At 70.6% G+C, this 18,584-nt stretch carries 21 protein-coding genes; 16 read left to right on the top strand and 5 right to left on the bottom strand.

The genetic code is table 11. The features are described 5' to 3' along the window. The first annotated feature begins 9 nt into the window (after nt 1–9). Nucleotides 10–1,995, top strand: a complete 1,986-nt coding sequence (gene thrS, locus AC1DWJ_RS01215; RefSeq protein WP_457256680.1) for a threonine--tRNA ligase — start codon at nt 10–12, stop codon at nt 1,993–1,995. Here thrS and AC1DWJ_RS01220 read toward each other — a convergent pair. Then, on the bottom strand, nt 1,986–2,474 hold the full coding sequence (locus tag AC1DWJ_RS01220; protein ID WP_457256679.1) for a GNAT family N-acetyltransferase: 489 nt from the start codon (nt 2,472–2,474) through the stop codon (nt 1,986–1,988). The two genes, thrS and AC1DWJ_RS01220, sit on opposite strands and share 10 nt — an antisense overlap. Before the next feature lie 18 nt (nt 2,475–2,492). Here AC1DWJ_RS01220 and AC1DWJ_RS01225 point away from each other — a divergent pair, with 18 nt between their 5' ends. Then, nucleotides 2,493–3,062, top strand: a complete 570-nt coding sequence (locus tag AC1DWJ_RS01225; protein ID WP_457256677.1) for an HIT family protein — start codon at nt 2,493–2,495, stop codon at nt 3,060–3,062. Here the strand turns inward: AC1DWJ_RS01225 and AC1DWJ_RS01230 are convergent. Both AC1DWJ_RS01230 and AC1DWJ_RS01235 read right to left on the bottom strand, forming a co-directional pair. Beyond that, nucleotides 2,959–3,843: a hypothetical protein gene (locus AC1DWJ_RS01230; RefSeq protein ID WP_457256675.1), complete on the bottom strand. Its 885-nt coding sequence runs from the start codon at nt 3,841–3,843 to the stop codon at nt 2,959–2,961. The genes AC1DWJ_RS01225 and AC1DWJ_RS01230 overlap by 104 nt on opposite strands. Then, nucleotides 3,840–4,328, bottom strand: coding sequence for a hypothetical protein (locus tag AC1DWJ_RS01235; RefSeq protein WP_477619801.1), 489 nt, complete (start codon nt 4,326–4,328; stop codon nt 3,840–3,842). The genes AC1DWJ_RS01230 and AC1DWJ_RS01235 overlap by 4 nt, the downstream gene beginning before the upstream one ends. A gap of 36 nt (nt 4,329–4,364) precedes the next feature. Between AC1DWJ_RS01235 and AC1DWJ_RS01240 the strand changes: the two genes are divergently transcribed. From AC1DWJ_RS01240 to pdxS, 6 genes are all read left to right on the top strand, one after another. Further along, nucleotides 4,365–4,793, top strand: a complete 429-nt coding sequence (locus AC1DWJ_RS01240) for a thiol-disulfide oxidoreductase DCC family protein (RefSeq protein WP_477619802.1) — start codon at nt 4,365–4,367, stop codon at nt 4,791–4,793. A 7-nt stretch (nt 4,794–4,800) separates the two neighbouring features. Then, nucleotides 4,801–5,415, top strand: a complete 615-nt coding sequence (gene pgsA / locus AC1DWJ_RS01245; RefSeq protein WP_457256671.1) for a phosphatidylinositol phosphate synthase — start codon at nt 4,801–4,803, stop codon at nt 5,413–5,415. Nucleotides 5,416–5,428: 13 nt separating this feature from the next. Further along, nucleotides 5,429–6,391 (top strand): phosphatidylinositol mannoside acyltransferase, encoded by a 963-nt coding sequence (locus tag AC1DWJ_RS01250; protein ID WP_477619803.1) that lies wholly within the window; start codon nt 5,429–5,431, stop codon nt 6,389–6,391. Next, the gene (locus tag AC1DWJ_RS01255; protein ID WP_477619804.1) at nt 6,388–7,575 is read left to right on the top strand and encodes a glycosyltransferase family 4 protein; all 1,188 of its coding nucleotides are present in this window, start codon (nt 6,388–6,390) and stop codon (nt 7,573–7,575) included. Before AC1DWJ_RS01250 ends, AC1DWJ_RS01255 begins: the two co-directional genes overlap by 4 nt. Then, complete coding sequence (locus AC1DWJ_RS01260) at nt 7,575–8,162, top strand: hypothetical protein (RefSeq protein WP_457256666.1); 588 nt, start codon at nt 7,575–7,577, stop codon at nt 8,160–8,162. Before AC1DWJ_RS01255 ends, AC1DWJ_RS01260 begins: the two co-directional genes overlap by 1 nt. Before the next feature lie 288 nt (nt 8,163–8,450). Then, nucleotides 8,451–9,359: a pyridoxal 5'-phosphate synthase lyase subunit PdxS gene (pdxS, locus tag AC1DWJ_RS01265; protein WP_477619805.1), complete on the top strand. Its 909-nt coding sequence runs from the start codon at nt 8,451–8,453 to the stop codon at nt 9,357–9,359. Between the two features lie 133 nt (nt 9,360–9,492). On the opposite strand, the gene kynU is transcribed toward pdxS, so the two are convergent. Together kynU and AC1DWJ_RS01275 are read right to left on the bottom strand one after the other, a co-directional pair. After that, nucleotides 9,493–10,728 carry a kynureninase gene (gene kynU, locus AC1DWJ_RS01270; RefSeq protein WP_477619806.1) on the bottom strand — a complete coding sequence of 412 codons (1,236 nt, stop codon included), beginning with the start codon at nt 10,726–10,728 and terminating at the stop codon, nt 9,493–9,495. A gap of 60 nt (nt 10,729–10,788) precedes the next feature. Then, nucleotides 10,789–11,316, bottom strand: a complete 528-nt coding sequence (locus AC1DWJ_RS01275; protein WP_477619807.1) for a GNAT family N-acetyltransferase — start codon at nt 11,314–11,316, stop codon at nt 10,789–10,791. Between the two features lie 67 nt (nt 11,317–11,383). Between AC1DWJ_RS01275 and pdxT the strand changes: the two genes are divergently transcribed. From pdxT to secF, 8 genes are all read left to right on the top strand, one after another. Continuing rightward, entirely contained in the window at nt 11,384–11,992 is a 609-nt protein-coding gene (gene pdxT, locus AC1DWJ_RS01280) for a pyridoxal 5'-phosphate synthase glutaminase subunit PdxT (protein WP_457255199.1), read from the top strand. Next, on the top strand, nt 11,989–12,750 hold the full coding sequence (locus AC1DWJ_RS01285; RefSeq protein ID WP_457255200.1) for a YebC/PmpR family DNA-binding transcriptional regulator: 762 nt from the start codon (nt 11,989–11,991) through the stop codon (nt 12,748–12,750). The genes pdxT and AC1DWJ_RS01285 overlap by 4 nt, the downstream gene beginning before the upstream one ends. Nucleotides 12,751–12,848: 98 nt before the next feature. Beyond that, complete coding sequence (gene ruvC, locus AC1DWJ_RS01290) at nt 12,849–13,388, top strand: crossover junction endodeoxyribonuclease RuvC (RefSeq protein WP_457255201.1); 540 nt, start codon at nt 12,849–12,851, stop codon at nt 13,386–13,388. Next, the gene (gene ruvA, locus AC1DWJ_RS01295; protein ID WP_457255202.1) at nt 13,385–13,987 is read left to right on the top strand and encodes a Holliday junction branch migration protein RuvA; all 603 of its coding nucleotides are present in this window, start codon (nt 13,385–13,387) and stop codon (nt 13,985–13,987) included. The genes ruvC and ruvA overlap by 4 nt, the downstream gene beginning before the upstream one ends. 3 nt (nt 13,988–13,990) lie before the next feature. Next, nucleotides 13,991–15,094: a Holliday junction branch migration DNA helicase RuvB gene (ruvB, locus tag AC1DWJ_RS01300; RefSeq protein WP_457255203.1), complete on the top strand. Its 1,104-nt coding sequence runs from the start codon at nt 13,991–13,993 to the stop codon at nt 15,092–15,094. A gap of 165 nt (nt 15,095–15,259) precedes the next feature. Continuing rightward, entirely contained in the window at nt 15,260–15,598 is a 339-nt protein-coding gene (gene yajC / locus AC1DWJ_RS01305) for a preprotein translocase subunit YajC (RefSeq protein ID WP_457255204.1), read from the top strand. Between the two features lie 12 nt (nt 15,599–15,610). Further along, a complete protein-coding gene (secD, locus tag AC1DWJ_RS01310) occupies nt 15,611–17,407 on the top strand; it encodes a protein translocase subunit SecD (protein ID WP_457255205.1) in 1,797 nt (598 codons plus the stop codon). After that, nucleotides 17,404–18,570: a protein translocase subunit SecF gene (secF, locus tag AC1DWJ_RS01315; protein WP_457255206.1), complete on the top strand. Its 1,167-nt coding sequence runs from the start codon at nt 17,404–17,406 to the stop codon at nt 18,568–18,570. Before secD ends, secF begins: the two co-directional genes overlap by 4 nt. Nucleotides 18,571–18,584 lie beyond the last annotated feature (14 nt).

An 18,584-nucleotide genomic window follows, 5' to 3' on the forward strand; every position in this document is an offset into this window, starting at 1 on the left:
GCCACCACCATGTCTGCCCAGATCACCGTCAACGTCGCTGGAGACGAGCGATCGGTGCCGGAGCAGACGACTGCCGCCGACCTGTTCGAGGGTGACCGCGCCGTCCTCGTGGCGCGCGTCAACGGTGAGCTCCGCGACCTGGCCCACGTGCTCTCCGACGGCGACGCCGTCGAGCCGGTCACCGCCCAGGAGCAGGACGGCCTCGACGTGCTGCGGCACAGCGCTGCCCACGTGCTGGCCCAGGCCGTGCAGGAGGTCAACCCGAAGGCGAGGCTCGGCATCGGGCCGCCGGTGCGCGACGGCTTCTACTACGACTTCGACGTCGCCGAGCCCTTCACCCCCGAGGACCTCAAGGCGCTCGAGAAGGTCATGCAGCGCATCGTCAACGAGGGCCAGACCTTCGCCCGTCGCGAGGTCAGCGACCAGGACGCGGCCGTCGAGCTCGCCGACGAGCCCTACAAGATCGAGCTGATCGGCCTCAAGGGCGGCGCGGCCGGCGATGCCGCCGAGGGCGCCGACGTCGAGGTCGGTGGCGCCCAGCTCACCATCTACGACAACCTCAAGCGCGACGGGTCACGGGCCTGGGGTGACCTGTGCCGCGGCCCGCACGTGCCGTCCACCAAGGTGCTCGGCAACGCGTTCAAGCTGATGCGCAGCGGTGGCGCCTACTGGCGCGGCAGCGAGAAGAACCCGCAGCTCCAGCGCGTCTACGGCACCGCGTGGCCGACCAAGGACGAGCTCAAGGCCTACCTCGACCGGCTCGCCGAGGCCGAGAAGCGCGACCACCGCAAGCTCGGCGCCGAGCTCGACCTCTTCAGCTTCCCCGACGAGCTCGGGTCGGGCCTGGCGGTGTTCCACCCCAAGGGCGGGATCATCAAGCGCGAGATGGAGGACTACGTCCGCCGCCGCCACATCGAGGAGGGCTTCGAGTACGTCGGGACCCCCCACATCAGCAAGGACGGGCTGTTCCACACCTCGGGCCACCTGCCGTACTACGCCGACACCATGTTCCCGCCGATGGAGTTCGAGGGCACCGAGTACCGCCTCAAGGCGATGAACTGCCCGATGCACAACCTGATCTTCCGCTCGCGCGGTCGGTCCTACCGCGAGCTGCCGCTGCGGTTGTTCGAGTTCGGCTCGGTCTACCGGTTCGAGAAGTCCGGCGTGGTCCACGGCCTGACCCGCGTGCGCGGCATGACCCAGGACGACTCGCACTCCTACGTCACCGCCGAGCAGGCACCGGGTGAGGTCAAGCACCTGCTCGACTTCTGCCTCGGCCTGTTCCGTGACTTCGGGCTCGACGACTTCTACCTCGAGCTGTCGACCCGCGACACCGAGGGCGACAAGAAGGACAAGTTCATCGGGTCCGACGAGCAGTGGGAGGTCGCGACCTCGGTGCTCGAGCAGGTGGCCGCCGAGTCCGGGCTCGAGCTCGTGCCCGACCCGGGTGGCGCGGCCTATTACGGCCCCAAGATCTCGGTGCAGGCGCGGGACGCCATCGGCCGCACCTGGCAGATGTCGACCATCCAGTACGACTTCAACCAGCCCGAGCGGTTCGGTCTCGAGTACCAGGCGTCGGACGGCACCCGCCAGCAGCCGGTGATGATCCACTCGGCCAAGTTCGGCTCGATCGAGCGCTTCATCGGAGTGCTCGTCGAGCACTACGCGGGGGCGTTCCCGGTGTGGCTGTCCCCTGTGCAGGTGCTGGGGATCCCGGTCGCCGACGAGTTCAACGACTACCTGTGGGACGTGCTCGCGCAGATGAAGGCCAAGGGGATCCGGGTCGAGCTCGACGAGAGCGACGACCGCTTCCCGAAGAAGATCCGCAACGCCTCGAAGGCGAAGGTGCCGTTCGTCCTCATCGCCGGCGAGGAGGACCGGGCGAAGAACGCCGTGTCCTTCCGCTACCGCAACGGCGAACAGAAGAACGGCGTGCCGATCGAGGACGCGATCGCCGAGGTCCTCGAGGCCGTCACCTCACGCCGTCAGGTGTAGTCGGGGGCGGTCGCCGTGGGTGACCAGGTCATGAGCACGTCGGGCGCGCCCTCCTCGTTGTCGCCGTCGGTCCACTCGACCGCGCGGAAGCCGTGCCGCCGGTAGAAGCGCAGCGCGTCGCGGTTGTCCTGGAAGGCCCACAGCCGCAGGCCGTCGGGGAAGCGGTCCTTGGCGAGGTCGACGAATCGGCTCCCCAGGCCGTGTCCCGTGTGGGGCTGGTCGAGGTAGAGATGGCTGAGCTGGTCGGGGGCCATGAGGGCGAGGAAGCCGACCATCCGACCGTCGAGGACGGCGACGTGGACCTCGAAGGCGGCCAGCAGGACGTCGCGCACGAACGGCAGCACGGTCTCGCGCGGGTGGGCGATCATGGGGATCGCCGGCACCGACTGCTCCCGCACCCGCCAGAACAGCTCGGCCAGCTCGACGGCGTCGTCGGTCACGGCGCGACGGATGGTGGGCTCGGATGCGGTCGCGGGCACGCCTCATAGGATCACGCCATGACGGATGCCATGCAGCCCGACACGGAGTTCGCCGGGGCCAAGGACGGCTTCGAGCGGCTGTGGACCCCGCACCGGATGGCCTACGTGACGGGGGAGCGCCCCAGCGAGGACGCGGGCGACGGCTGCCCGTTCTGCGCTGCGCCGGGCAAGGACGACCAGACTGGTCTCATCGTGCACCGCGGCACCACCTGCTACGTCGTGATGAACCTCTTCCCCTACAACCCCGGCCACGTGCTGGTCTGCCCCTACCGTCACGCCTCGCTCTACGTCGACCTGACCGACGAGGAGACCAGCGAGTTCACCCGGCTGACCAAGCAGGCCATCGCCGCGATCGACGCGGCCTCCGGGCCGCACGGCTACAACATCGGGATGAACCAGGGTGCCGTTGCCGGCGCCGGGGTGCAGGCCCACCTGCACCAGCACATCGTCCCCCGCTGGGGCGGTGACGCGAACTTCCTCCCGGTCATCGGCCAGACGAAGGCGTTGCCGATGCTCCTCGAAGACGTCCGGTCGCGGCTCGTCGCAGCGTGGCCGGGTGGGGAAGCCGCTCCAGCGGCAGGAAGCTGAGCAGGCACACGACGAGCGGCAGGAAGTGGATCTTCAGCATCACGTAGGTGCTGAGGTGAAACCCCGCCCAGAAGAGCAACGCGGCATACAGCGCTCTTCCCTTGAGCCACAACAGGATCGGCGAGGTGAACTCGGCCACCAACACGACCCACTGCAGCGCATGGGTCAGTGCGGGGTGCGACCCGACCCAGGGCCCGATGCCGTTGGGACGCCTCGTGAGCGCCCAGATGAGCGTCGCGCCGTTCGCCCAGCCCCAGCCGCCGAACCGCATCTTGGCGCTGGCCGACAGGAAGTAGATCGAGACCGCGCCGATCTGCACCATGCGGATCGCCCAGCCGGCGGCCTGCGACCGCACCTCGACGTCGGCGAGGCGAGCCCGGCCGACGGTCGGCAGGACGAAAAGGGCCACCACGAGGGCGAAGTGGTCGTGGTCGACCTTGGAGTACGCGAAGGCGTTGCTCACCCAGTCGAGCATGCCGACGGCGCAGACCCACCCCGCCAACCGTGGCAGGCGTCCCGTGACCGCGACGGCAGAGCTGACCAGCACCACGGCCAGCAGCACGCGCACGTAGTCGTGGGAGGGGGCCGGCAGGTGGAGCAGCGACCGCACCTCGAGCCCGCGGTAGAGGCTCGGGGGCACGTCACCGTGCGGGATGGGGTCGGTGACGATCCACAGCACGTCGAGCCACACGAAGGCGTGGACGAAGACCCGCAACCAGGCCACCCGCGCGAGGGAGATCTCCGGGGCGAAGAAGCGTTCGACGCGGTTCACGGCGGTCACCGGGCACCCCCTGGCAGCCCGGAGGGCTTGGGGTGCAACGGGTCCCGGACCTGCCACGTCGCGAGCGTGTAGATGGTCGTGGCGCCGGTCCCGATCTGGGTGGAGGTGTTGCGCAGGTAGACCACGGCGTAGGCGGGCTGGTCCGGGAGGCGGCGCGAGTGCAGCACCGCGAGGTCCTGGAGCAGCTCGGGGTGGGCGATGATCCGCGGGGCCTGGCCCTCGATCTCGGCGCGCTCGATGCCGATCATCTCCTTCGACAGCGGCACCCGCACGACCTCGCCGTCCACCGTCAGGGCGTCCATCGTCAGCGAGTTGATGACTCCGTCGTTGCGCACCGAGAAGGCGTACTGCGACATGGGCGCGAACGGCCACCAGTCGTCGTTGCCCACCCACGTGCCGAGGCAGACGGTCGTCACGACGGCCGCGGTCACGGCGAGCCGCCACAGCACGGCATACGGACCCAACGCCCTGGTCGTCCCCCTCACGCGGTCATGCTCCCACGCGGGTGACAGACTGGAACCATGGACATGGAGCGGGGACTGCTCATCTTCGACGGTGACTGCGGATTCTGCACGACCAGCGCACGGTTCGCCACGCGGTGGGTCGACCGCCGCGACCGCTACGACATCAAGCCCTGGCAGCAGGTCGACCTCGCGCGCTTCGGCCTGACCGAGGCCGACTGCATCGAGGCCGCCCAGTTCGTGCGCCCCGACGGGTCCGTTGCCGCGGCCCACCTCGCCATCGCGGAGGGGCTCAAGCACGGCGCCCCGCTGTGGCGGCCGCTTGGTCACCTGGTCACCCTGCCGGGGGTGAGCTGGCTGGCCGGCCGGGTCTACACGTGGGTCGCCGACCACCGCTATGCCCTTCCGGGCGGCACGCCGGCGTGTGCGCCTGCACAGCGCCCGGACGCGCCGGTGGCCGGGAAGACGGGCTCAGCCTCAGTAGGCTGACCCCACCATGCTCAACAAGTACGCACGCGCCCTCTTCACGAAGATCTTCACCCCGGTCGCCCGACTGCTCCTCAAGCTGGGCATCAGCCCCGACGTGGTGACCATCGTCGGCACCCTCGGGGTGTGCGTCGGCGCGCTGGCGTTCTACCCGCGCCACGAGTTCTTCTGGGGCACCATCGTCATCACGCTCTTCGTCTTCTCCGACACCGTCGACGGGGTCATGGCACGGATGTCCGGCCGGTCCGGCAAGTGGGGCGCCTACCTCGACTCGACGCTCGACCGCGTGGGCGACTCGGCCATCTTCGGCGGGCTCGTGCTCTGGTACGCCGGTAGGGGTGACGACTTCCTCATGGCGGGGCTCGCGCTGGCCTGCCTCATCCTCGGCAGCGTCGTCTCCTACGCGAAGGCCCGCGCGGAGGGGCTCGGCTTCACCGCCAACGTCGGGATCGCCGAGCGCGCCGACCGCCTCGTCGCCGTCCTGGTGATCACCGGGCTGGTCGGACTGGGGCTGCCCGAGGTCGTCCTCACCATCGTGCTCGCCCTGCTCGCCGTCGCCAGCCTCGTCACCGTCTTCCAGCGAATGCTGCTCGTGCGCCAGCAGGCGCTGGGCCCGATCGCCTGAACGGCCTGGTGCCATGACCGGCCTCGGCGACTTCTTCGCCGTCAACGGCTACCGCCTCGGGTGGGGCACCGTCCGACGCCTCCCCGAGCGCACGGCACACACGGTGTTCGAGCAGATCGCCGACCTCACCACCGCGCGTGGCGGCAAGGGCGTGCAACGGCTGCGGAGCAACTACGCGAGAGTGCGTCCCGAGCTGTCCTCCCAGGACCTGGACGCACTGGTGCGCGAGGGCATGCGGTCCTACCTGCGCTACTACTGCGAGGCCTTCCGCCTGCCCGACCGCAGCGCGGCCGACGTGGCTGCCTCGGTGCGGGTCGAGGGCGACGGGCCGGTGCGCGCCGAGCTCGCGGCCGGGCGTCCCGTCGTCTGCTTCCTCGGTCACCTCGGCAACTGGGACCTTGCGGGCGCGTGGGGCACGACCGACATCGCACCCGTCGTGACCGTCGCAGAGCGCCTCGAGCCCGAGGAGGTGTATGCCGAGTTCCTCGCCTTCCGGGAGTCACTCGGCATGACGATCCTGCCGCTGACCGGCGGTGGCGACGTCTTCGCCCAGCTCCGGGGTCACCTCACCAAGCCGGTGCTGATGCCCCTGCTCGCCGACCGCGACCTCACCGACCGCGGGGTCGAGGTGGACCTCTGCGGTCACCGCTCGAAGATGGCCGCTGGTCCCGCAGCCCTGTCGTTGGCGACCGGGGCGGCCCTGCACCCCGTGTCGATCCACTACGAGCGCCTCGACCGCCCCAGCTGGAAGCACCGCACGGTGATCACCTTCCACGACCGGGTCGAGGTGCCGACCACGGGCGCGACCCGCGCCAAGGCGGTCGCCATGACCCAGCAGTGCGCCGATGCGCTCGGCGCCGCCATCGTCGAGCACACGGCTGACTGGCACATGCTGCAGCGGGTGTTCCTCGACGACCTCGCCCCACGCGCCGACGCGTCCCCGCGGCCCGACCGCGCGACCGGGACGTGGCCATGAGGATCGGCATCGTCTGCCCCTACTCCTTCGACGTGCCGGGTGGGGTCCAGTTCCACGTCCGTGACCTCGCCGAGCACCTCCTCGGGCAAGGTCATCACGCCTCGGTGCTCGCTCCCGCCGACGAGGACACCCCGCTCCCCGACTACGTCGAGTCGGTCGGGCGGGCCGTCCCGGTGCGCTACAACGGCTCGGTGGCCAGGCTGAACTTCGGCCCCCTGACTGCGGCCCGGGTCGGACGCTGGCTGGAGGCCGGCGACTTCGACGTCCTCCACATCCACGAGCCGGTCACGCCCAGCATCTCCCTGTTGGCGCTCTGGTCCGCCGAGGGTCCTGTCGTGGCGACCTTCCACACCTCCAACCTGCGGTCGAGGGCCATGCAGGCCGCCTACCCGCTGCTGCGCCCCAGCCTGGAGAAGATCAACGGACGGATCGCTGTCTCCGAGGACGCCCGGCGCACCGTCACGACCCACCTGGGTGGCGACGCCGTCGTGATCCCCAACGGGGTCAACGTCGCCCGCTTCGCCGACGCGGTGCCGGCCGAACGCTGGACCGGAACGGAGGCTGCTCCGACGATCGCCTTCCTGGGCCGGATCGACGAGCCCCGCAAGGGGCTTCCGGTGCTGGCGGCCGCCATGCCCGCGGTGCTGGCGAAGCACCCCGGCGCCAGGGTCCTGGTCGCCGGCCCGGGCGACGTCGACGCCGCCCGCGAGCGCCTCGACCCGGCCGTCGCGGCCGCCACCGAGTTCCTGGGCATGGTCAGCGACGAGGACAAGGCGGCACTGCTGTCGTCGGTCGACCTCTACGTCGCGCCCCACACCGGCGGCGAGAGCTTCGGCATCGTGCTGGTCGAGGCGATGAGCGCCGGTGCGCCCGTGGTGGCGAGCAACCTGCCGGCCTTCGTCCGCGTCCTCGACGGTGGGCAGGCCGGCTGCACCTTCGCCAACGAGGACAGCGCCGACCTCGCGCGCCACCTCGTGCGGCTCCTCGGTGACCGCGCCGAACGCGAGCGCCTGGGGGAGACCGGGCACCGGCGGGCCTGGGTCTTCGACTGGTCGGTCGTGGCCGAGGACGTCATGGCGGTGTACGACACGGTCACCCACGGTACCGAGGATCAGCGGTCGGACGCTGCGGTCGACACACGGTGGACCCGGCTGCTCCGCGGGCGTCGAGGAGGCGAGGACTGATGGACTCACTGACCTGGGGTGTCGTCGTGGTGGCGGTGCTGCTCGGCGTCGCCTGGTACCTCTCCTACAGCGCGGCCAGGCTGGACCGGCTCCACACCAGGGCCGAGGGTGCGCTGTCGGCGCTGGACGCCCAGCTGGTGCGCCGGGCCGAGGCCACCCTCGAGCTGGCCAACTCGGGCGCCGTCGACCCGGCCAGCGCCCTGATGCTGGCGGGGGCGGCGTCGGAGTCCTTGGAGGCGCACAACGAGCGGGCGCTCGAGGACGACCTGCTCGACGGCCAGAGCTTCGGCGCGCGGGAGGTGCTCGAGAGCGACCTCACCGAGACGCTCCAGGCAGCCCTGACCGCCGACGTGGTGGCCGACCTGCGGGCGGAAGGCACCGACGCCCTCGGAGCCAGCGCCCTCCAGCGGGTCGAGGCAGCAGGGGTGCGGGTCCAGCTCGCGCGACGGTTCCTCAACGATGCGGTGACCGACGTGCGTCGGGTCCGCCGCAAGCCGGTGGTCCGGCTGTTCCGCCTCGCCGGGCACGCCGACCTGCCCCGCACCGTCGAGTTCGACGACGAGCTCCCGCCGGCCGTCCGCGACTGACGCCCCGCCCGCCGCCCTGCCACGCGGCATACCCTGCACTTCTGGCCACGGGTGCGGCTCCGCGGCTGCGTTTCGGGGGTGTGGTGCGGGATGGGTGGCCAGAAGTCGGGGGTCCCGGGCACTTCTGGCCACGGGTGCGGCTCGGCGGCTGCGTTTCGGGGGTGTGGTGCGGGATGGGTGGCCAGAAGTCAGGGGCCGAGCCGGGGTCGGGGGTCTCCGCCGGACCCACTAAACTCGGGGCTGAAGCGCGTCCCCTGCGCTGCGCCCTGCACATTCTTGGAGTGACCCATGTCCGCGGACACGACCCCCAGCCAGCCCACCACCGGCACCTCGCGCGTGAAGCGCGGCATGGCCGAGATGCTCAAGGGCGGCGTCATCATGGACGTCGTCAACGTCGAGCAGGCCAAGATCGCCGAGGACGCCGGAGCCGTCGCCGTCATGGCCCTCGAGCGGGTCCCGGCCGACATCCGCGCCCAGGGCGGCGTCTCGCGGATGTCCGACCCCGACATGATCGACGGCATCATCGAGGCCGTCTCGATCCCCGTCATGGCCAAGGCCCGCATCGGTCACTTCGTCGAGGCCCAGGTGCTCCAGTCCCTCGGCGTCGACTACATCGACGAGTCCGAGGTGCTGACCCCGGCCGACTACGCCAACCACATCGACAAGTGGAACTTCACGGTGCCCTTCGTCTGTGGCGCGACCAACCTGGGTGAGGCCCTGCGCCGCATCACCGAGGGCGCGGCGATGATCCGCTCCAAGGGTGAGGCCGGCACCGGCGACGTCTCCAACGCCACCACGCACATGCGCCAGATCCGCCAGCAGATCCGCAAGCTCCAGAACCTTCCCGAGGACGAGCTGTTCGTCGCGGCCAAGGAGCTCCAGGCGCCCTACGACCTGGTCAAGGAGGTCGCCGAGCTCGGCAAGCTGCCGGTCGTGCTGTTCACCGCCGGTGGCATCGCGACCCCGGCCGACGCGGCGATGATGATGCAGCTCGGCGCCGAGGGTGTCTTCGTCGGCTCCGGCATCTTCAAGTCCGGCAACCCGGCCCAGCGCGCTGAGGCCATCGTCAAGGCGACGACCTTCTTCGACGACCCCGACGTGATCGCCAAGGTCTCGCGCGGTCTCGGCGAGGCCATGGTCGGCCTCAACGTCGACGAGATCCCGGAGCCGCACCGGCTCGCCGAGCGCGGCTGGTAGCCGACCCACCCCTTTATCGGGTTTGGCAGCAAGGTTGCCCTTCACCCGACTTGCGAAGTCGGGTGAAGGGCAACTTTGTCCCAGAACCCGATAAAGGGGAGGTTCGGAGGTCGGAGGTGAGGCCTACCGCGACTCAGGTGACGGTGCTGCGGGCGCGGAACTCGTCGCGCTCGAACTCGCGACCGTCCAGCACCGCCGCGACGTGCTCGGCCGCGGCGACCACGTCGGCGTGCGAGAGGTAGAGCGGGCTGAATCCCAGGCGCACGATGTCCACCTCACGGAAGTCCCCGATGACGCCACGGGCGATGAGCGCCTGCACCACGGCATACGCCTCGGGGTGCCGCAGGCTCACCTGTGAGCCGCGACGTGCCTCGTCGCGCGGAGTGGCGAGGGGCAGGTCGACGCCGAGGCTGTCGAGCGCCTCGATGAACAGCCCGGTCAGCGACAGCGACCGCGCCCGCACGTCCTCGATCGAGAGCCCGTCGTATGCCGTGAGCGCACCTTCCAGGGTGAGCAGGCTGAGCAGGGGAGCGGTGCCGACCCTGGCCCGGGTGATGCTGGCCGCGGGGTCGTAGTCGGTGGACATGCCGAAGGGGTTGGCGTGGCCCTGCCAGCCCGACAGCGGGTTGTCGAACGCGGCCAGGTGCTCGCGCCGGACGTAGATGAACGCCGGCGCGCCCGGGCCACCGCTGAGGTACTTGTAGCCGCAACCGACCGCCAGGTCGGCCCCGCCCTCGTCGAGCCCCACCGGCATGGCGCCCGCGGAGTGGCACAGGTCCCAGCAGACCAGCGCGCCCACGTCGTGTGCGGCCCGGGTCAGCGCGGGCAGGTCCCACTGCTCCCCGGTGCGGTAGTCGACCTGCGAGTAGGCAGCCAGGGCCAGCGACTCACCGAGCTCGGCGATGCGGGCGGGTGCCTCCGGAGTCGGCACGAGCTCCAGGGTCAGGCCGAGCAGGTCGCAGGCCGAGCGGGCGATGTAGACGTCGGTCGGGAACGAGTCGGGGTCGGTCAGCACGGTGCTGCGTCCCGGACGCATGCGTGACGCGGCGACGATGGTCTTGAAGAGGTTGACCGAGGTCGAGTCGGTGACGACGACCTGCCCGGGCGCGGCACCCACCAGCGAGCCGATGCGGTCCCCGACCCGCTCGGGCGCGCCCCACCAGTCGGACTCGTTCCAGGCGCGGATGAGCTGCTCGCCCCACTGCCGGGCGACCACGTCCGCAGCGGTGCGCTCGGCCTCGAGCGACATGGCCCCGAGCGAGTTGCCGTCGAGGTAGATGACGCCTTCGGGGATGCGGAAGGCGCTGCGTCGGTCGGTGGCGGAGTGCTGCGCGTCGAGGTCGCGGGCGCGGGCGGCGAGGTCGGTCATGCCCGAAACCTATAGGGGCCTGGCGGGTCGATGTCAGGGCCGGCCGGCACTCGTCTCAGTTCAGCCGTCCGCAGGGTCAGGCAGCACCATGAACAGCACCGGCAGGTGGTCGTCGGGAAGCCACCGGGGTCGGCCCTCGCCGACCACCTGCCACCCGGTGCGACGGTAGAGCTCGACGGCCGACGCGGTCTCCTGCACGACGTCCAGCACAGGGGTTCGTCCCGACCGCCGGATGGCGTCCACCGCCGTCGCGAGCAGCGACCTGCCGATGCCCCGGCCCACCACCGTGTGGTCGACGAACAGGACGGCGACCGCGGCGAGCTCCTCGCGTGGACGTCCGGCCCCGGCGGTCCACAGGTCGGCCTCGAGCCCGGGCGCGACCCGCGACACGGCCACGTGGCCGACCACCCGGTCACCGAGCTCGGCGACCCACGCGGCATCCTCGTCGGCCCGGGCGATGAACGACCCCACCGGGTAGGGCAGTGGCCAGTTCTGCGGGTACCCGGAGTGCGGCTGCTGGGCGGCCAACACCTCTGCCAGGGCCGGGATGTCGTCCCCGGTGCGCTCGCGCACCACCACCTCGTTCATGGCGCCACTGTAGGTCGGGGGCAGGGCGGGGCGTGGCGGCGGTCCACCCGCCCGTAGCATTCCGGGCGTGACCGACCAGCCCACCATCGGAGTGCTCGCCGTCCAGGGTGACGTGCGCGAGCACCTGTATGCCGTGCAGCAGGCGGGCGCGCACGCCACCACCGTGCGCCGCACGACCGAGCTCGACGGGGTCGATGCCCTCATCATCCCGGGCGGCGAGTCGACCACCATGGACAAGCTGGTCCGGGCCTTCGAGCTGCGCGACCCGCTGCGTGAGCGGATTCGAGCGGGAATGCCGGCCTACGGGTCGTGCGCGGGCATGATCATGCTCGCCGACCGCATCGCCGACGCGCGTCCCGACCAGCAGACGCTCGGGGGCCTCGACATCACGGTGCGGCGCAACGCATTCGGGCGGCAGGTCGACTCCTTCGAGGAGGACCTGCACATCCGGGCCATCGGTGGCGCCCCCATGCGGGCCGTCTTCATCCGGGCCCCCTGGGTCGAGGACGTGGGGGAGGGCGTCGACGTGCTGGCCCGCGTCGAGGACGGACCCGCCGCAGGTAGGATCGTCGCCGTTCGTCAGGGGTCGCTGATGGCCACCTCCTTCCACCCGGAAGTGACCGGTGACCACCGGTTCCACCAGTTGTTCGTCGAGATCGTGAGAGGCAAGGCATGAGCGGCCACAGCAAATGGGCAACCACGAAGCACAAGAAGGCTGCCATCGACGCGAAGCGGGGCAAGCTCTTCGCCAAGCTCATCAAGAACATCGAGGTCGCCGCGCGCACCGGTGGCGGTGACCCCACCGGCAACCCGACGCTCTACGACGCCATCCAGAAGGCCAAGAAGACCTCGGTGCCCAACAGCAACATCGACAACGCGGTCAAGCGCGGGTCCGGTGCGACGGCGGGCGGCTCCGACTGGGAGACCATCACCTACGAGGGCTACGCGCCGGGTGGCGTGGCCGTCCTCATCGAGTGCCTGACCGACAACCGCAACCGCGCGGCCGCCGAGGTGCGCACCGCCCTGACCCGCAACGGCGGCCAGCTGGCCGACCCCGGTTCGGTGTCCTACGTCTTCGACCGCAAGGGCGTCGTCATCGTCCCCAAGGGCGACAAGACCGAGGACGACATCCTCGAGGTGGTGCTCGAGGCCGGCGCCGACGAGGTCAACGACCTCGGTGACTCCTACGAGATCATCTCCGAGGCGACCGACTTCGTGGCCGTCCGCAAGGCCGTCCAGGACGCCGGGATCGACTACGACTCGGCCGAGGCGTCGTGGGTCCCGAACCTCAAGGTGCCGCTCGACGCCGACGGTGCCCGCAAGATGATCCGCGTCATCGAGGCCCTGGAGGACTCGGACGACGTGCAGGACGTCTTCGCCAACGGCGACATCAGCGACGACGTGCTCGCCGAGATCGAGGACGACGACGAGTAGAGGCGTGTTGCTCCGCTCGATCGTGCGACCCGGTGTGTAGCGTTCAACCCGAACATGTGTTCGGAAAAGACGGATTCGGACGTGAGGGAGCAGCTGTCGTGCGCGTACTCGGTGTCGATCCCGGACTGACCCGGTGTGGCATCGGAGTGGTCGAGGGAGGGCGTGGCCGGCAGGTCCGGCTCGTGGCCGTCGGCGTCGTGCGTTCGCCTGCCACCGAGCCCACTGCGCAGCGGCTGCTCTACCTGCAGACCGAGCTCGACACCTGGCTCGACCGGTTCCAGCCCGATGCGATCGCCGTCGAGCAGGTGTTCGCCGACGTCAACGTCGCCAGCGTCATGCACACCATGCAGGCCTCGGCCATCCCGTTGCTCGCCGCCGCCCGACGGGGGCTGCCGGTCGAGCTGCACACGCCCACGTCGGTGAAGGCCGCGGTCACCGGGTCCGGCCGTGCTGACAAGGCGCAGGTCACGGCGATGGTCACCCGCATCCTGCGGATGGAGTCGGCGCCCAAGCCGGCCGATGCGGCCGACGCCCTCGCCATCGCGATCTGCCACCTGTGGCAGGGCGCCGCGTCCAGCCGCCTGCACGAAGCGGCCCGCGTCGAGCAGGCCAGGCTTCGGGCCGCGGTGGCCCGGTGATCGCCAGCGTCCGTGGCGCGGTGCGTCACGTGGGCCTCGACCGCGTGGTCGTCGAGGTCGGGGGAGTGGGCATGCTCCTGCACACCACCCCCGCGACCGCATCGGCGCTGCACCTCGGCCACGAGGCGCTGCTCGCCACCACGCTGGTGGTGCGCGAGGACTCGCTGACCCTCTACGCCTTCGGCTCCGACGACGAGCGCGACATCTTCGAGCAGGTGCAGACCGTGTCCGGCGTCGGTCCCCGGATCGCCCTCGCCATGCTCTCCGTGCTCGCGCCCGACCGGCTGCGCGCCGCCGTCACCAGCTCCGACCTCGCGACGCTCACCAAGGTGCCGGGCATCGGCAAGAAGGGCGCCGAGCGCATCGTGCTCGAGCTGCGCGACAAGCTCGCCATGCCGTCCGGTGCGGCCGGCGGCGCGACCGCGGCTCCGACCAGCCCGACCGCTGCGTGGCGCGACCAGGTGGCCGAGGCCCTCGTCGGGCTCGGCTACTCCGCGAAGCAGGCCGATGACGCGGTGTCCCGTGCCGCCGAGGCCGCGCCCGCGGGGGCCGACGTCTCGGCGATGCTCCGCGCCGCACTCCGCGAGCTGGGGCGCTAGGCCATGGCGGATGGCTTCTCCTCCGAGATGTTCGAGGACTCGTCGATCGACGCCACGTCGCGGGTGGTCGACGCCGACAGCGAGGCCGACGAGCGCACCGTCGAGGCGGCCCTGCGCCCCCGTCGGCTGAGCGAGTTCACCGGACAGACGCGCGTGCGCGACCAGCTCTCCCTGGTGCTCGAGGCAGCCCGGCGACGCGGGACCCCGCCCGACCACGTGCTCCTGTCCGGACCGCCCGGGCTGGGCAAGACCACCCTGGCCATGCTGATCGGCACCGAGCTGGAGCGCCCCATCCGCATCACCAGCGGCCCGGCGATCCAGCACGCTGGCGACCTGGCCGCGGTGCTCTCCTCGCTGATGGAGGGCGAGGTGCTCTTCCTCGACGAGATCCACCGGATGTCGCGCTCGGCCGAGGAGATGCTCTACCTCGCGATGGAGGACTTCCGCGTCGACGTGATCGTCGGCAAGGGACCGGGGGCCACCGCGATCCCGCTCGAGCTCCCGGCCTTCACCGTCGTGGGGGCCACCACCCGTGCCGGCCTGCTGCCCGCCCCGCTGCGCGACCGCTTCGGGTTCACCGGCCACCTCGACTTCTACGCGGCCGACGACCTGGTCACGATCCTCGAGCGCTCGGCCCGGTTGCTCGAGGTGTCGGCCGACACCGACGGCATCACCGAGATCGCCCGTCGGTCCCGGGGCACACCACGCATCGCCAACCGCCTGCTGCGCCGTGTGCGCGACTGGGCGCAGGTGCACGGGCGCCAGGTCGTCGACCTGGAGGCAGCCCATGCGGCCCTCGCCCTCTTCGACGTGGACGACCGTGGCCTCGACCGCCTTGACCGGGCCGTGCTCGACTCGCTCTGCCGCCGGTTCGGCGGTGGCCCGGTGGGGCTGTCGACCCTGGCCGTCGGGGTGGGGGAGGAGGCCGACACCGTCGAGACGGTCGCCGAGCCGTTCCTCGTCCGCGAGGGCTTCATCACCCGCACCCCACGCGGCCGCGCCGCCACCGCGCTGGCCTGGGAGCACCTCGGGCTCACGCCACCGGCCGGGCACGTCGCCCAGCCGAGCCTCCCGCTCGACACCGGTGAGGGCCGCTTCGGGAGCTGACCACCGCCAAAGGTCACAATTGGAACGCAGCCACGGTGGGGCACGTTGGTCGGTATGCCGTGCGTCACCTACACTCGGGCGGTCCCCCGGCTGGAGTCGGGGACTTGCGTGTGCCCGACTGCGTGGCGCCGCACACCGCCTGCCCCAACCCGAAGGGACTGCTCCATGACGTTAGGCATGCCGGCCACGCTGACGGCGGTCACGGCTTCTGGCGGCGGGTCGCCCGTGGCCAGCCTGCTGATCTTCGCGCTGCCCGTCCTGCTGATCGTCTTCATGGTGTTCAGCCAGCGGCGCCGCCAGCGTGAGGTCCAGACCCTGCAGGCGGCGCTGGTCGTCGGCGACGAGGTCTGCACGACATCGGGCCTGTTCGGCACCATCAAGTCCCTCGACGACAAGACCGCCACCCTGGAGATCAGCCCCGGGGTCACCGTCCGTTTCGACCGGCGAGCCATCGGCACCAAGACAGCGCCGACCGGCCCGGTTGCACCCGGCACCACCGAGTAGAGGTCCCTGCACGTGGCAATCAACCCGCACAACCGCAAGCCGCTGAAGGTCCTGTCAGCGCTGGCGGCCGTCACCCTGGCCCTCTACGGGCTGCTGTTCTCCGTCACCACCTGGGGTGACGCCCACTGGAAGCCCAAGCTCGGCCTCGACCTCGAGGGCGGCACGCAGCTCGTGCTCAAGCCGGTGCTCGTCGGGTCGAGCAAGGTCACCAACGAGCAGCTGACCCAGGCCCGCGACATCATCGTGCAGCGCGTCGACGCCAACGGGGTGGCCGGGGCGGAGGTGACCACGCGCAACAGCGAGGACATCGTCGTCAGCATGCCGGGCACGCCCGACAAGACCACCGAGGATGCGATCCGGAAGTCGTCGCAGATGCGCTTCCGCCCGGTGCTGGCCACGGCCCCCGGGGTGAACCAGCCGACGCCGACCGGCACGGCCACCGGCACCGCGACGGGGACCGCGACCGGCACCGCGACGGGGACGGCCACCGGCACCGCCACTGTGCCCAAGGCGACGGGCACGGCCACCACGGCCGGCTCAGGAGTGCCCGGTGCGTTCGTCAAGAGCACCACCGAACCCACCGGGAGCGCCACCGGAACCGCGACCGGCACCGCCACCACCGCTCCGACCGGCTCGTCGTCCAAGCCGGCCAACGCCAGCGACCTGGCCTGGATCACCGACGACGTGGCGAAGGCCTACCAGGCGCTCGACTGCTCCGTGCCGGGAGTCACCGACAAGATCGTCGACGACCCCGCGAAGCCCTTGGTGACCTGCAGTGACGACGGGGCGGAGAAGTACGTGCTCGGCCCGGTCGTCGTCAACGGTGACCAGATCAAGGACGCAGCAGCTGGCTACCGCCCGCTGTCCAATGGCCAGCCGTCGAGCACCGTCGAGATCAGCCTGACCTTCAAGTCGTCGGGCACCAAGGCCTACGGCGAGGCGAGCCGGCGGATGGTCTCGCTGGAGTCGCCGCGCAACCAGATGGCCGCCACCCTCGACTCGCGCGTCATCGTCGCCCCCTACTTCGAGGCAGCCATCCTCGACGGCCGCGCCAGCATCTCGGGCTCGTTCACCATCGAGTCGGCACGCGACCTCGCCAGCCAGCTGAAGTTCGGCGCCCTGCCGTTGTCCTTCACGCTGCAGACGCGCGACCAGATCAGCCCGACGCTCGGGAGCGAGCAGCTCCGCATGGGCCTGATCGCCGGCATCATCGGCTTCGCCCTGGTGTTCCTCTACTCCCTCGCGCAGTACCGCGCCCTCGGCCTCGTCACGGTGTTGTCGATCGTCATCGCCGCCATGCTGACGTACGTCGCGATCGCGTTGTTGGGGTGGTCGCACAACTTCCGGCTCGACATGGCCGGGGTGACCGGCCTGATCGTGGCCATCGGTGTGACAGCCGACTCGTTCATCGTCTACTTCGAACGGATCCGAGACGAAGTGCGAGAAGGACGGCCGCTGCGAGCGGCCGTGGACACCGGTTGGCGTCGCGCCCGGCGCACGATCCTGGCCGCTGACGGCGTGAACTTCCTCGCCGCCTTCGTGCTCTACCTGCTGGCGTCGTCCAACGTGCGCGGGTTCGCGTTCACGCTCGGCCTCACGACGCTGATCGACCTGCTCATCGTGGTCTTCTTCACCCACCCGCTCGTGGCCCTGCTGTCGGGCACGAAGTTCTTCGGCGGCGGACACAAGTGGTCGGGACTCGACCCCGAGCGCCTTGGCGCCAAGGCCCACAAGCCCCGGTATGCCGGGCGCGGACGGGTCGCGATGCCCACCACCGCACGGACCGCGAGCGACGGGAGCGCGCTGTGATCAACTTCGCCGCACTGGGCAACGACCTCTACACCGGCAAGCGGTCGGTCGACTTCGTCGGCCGCTACAAGCGCTGGTACGCCCTCTCCGGCGTCTTCTTCCTCATCGCCATCATCGGCCTCGTCTGGCACGGGCTGAACCTGAGCCTCGAGTTCCGAGGGGGCTCGGAGTTCCGGGTCTCGAAGGTCACCGCCAGCCAGGACTACGAGACCAGGGCCAAGGACGCCGTGGCCACCGTGCCGAACGCCGGTGCTGCCGAGGTGACCAAGGTCGGCTCCGGCACCATCCGGGTGCAGACCGAGAAGCTCGACGAGTCGGGGATCCGCTCGGTCCAGTCCGCGCTCGCCGACGAGTTCAAGACCGACGTGACCGACGTGTCGGCCTCCTTCGTCGGTCCCTCGTGGGGAGCCTCGGTCAGCCAGAAGGCCCTGCAGGCGCTGGCGGTCTTCCTCGCGCTCGTCTCGCTGGTGATGGCCCTCTACTTCCGCACCTGGAAGATGGCCGTCGCCGGACTCGTCGCGCTGCTCCACGACCTGTTCATCACCGTGGGCATCTACGCGTTGGCCGGGTTCGAGGTCTCGCCGGCCACGATGATCGGCTTCCTGACGATCCTCGGCTACTCGCTCTACGACACGGTCGTCGTGTTCGACAAGGTGCGCGAGAACACCACCGAGGCGCTCGGCAATGGCCGGATGACCTACTCGCAGGCGGCAAACCTCGCGGTCAACCAGACCCTCGTGCGCTCGATCAACACGACCATCGTGGCCCTGCTGCCGATCGCGTCGATCCTGGTGATCGGGTTCCTCTTCCTCGGCCCCGGCACGCTGCTCGACCTCGCGCTGGCGCTGTTCGTCGGTATCGCCGTGGGTGCGTACTCGTCGATCTTCATCGCCACCCCGCTCCTGGTGCACCTGCGCATGAAGGAGCCGGCTGTCGTCGAGCTCGACAAGAAGGCCACCCGCTACCAGGCCCGCCACGGTGGGGTGATCTCCTCCTCGGACGCTGCCCCGGTCCCGCACGAGCCCGATGCGGAGGAGCTGTCCGAGGACGGCCGCGAGCCGGTCCCGTCGGCGGCGCGCACCAGTGCTGTCCGCGAGACCCACAAGTACGCGACCAGTGGTCCGCGCAACCAGCCCAAGCGTCCGCCCAAGTCACGTCGGTGAACAGCAGCACGTCG

The organism is Pedococcus sp. P2_D7 (assembly GCF_056404295.1).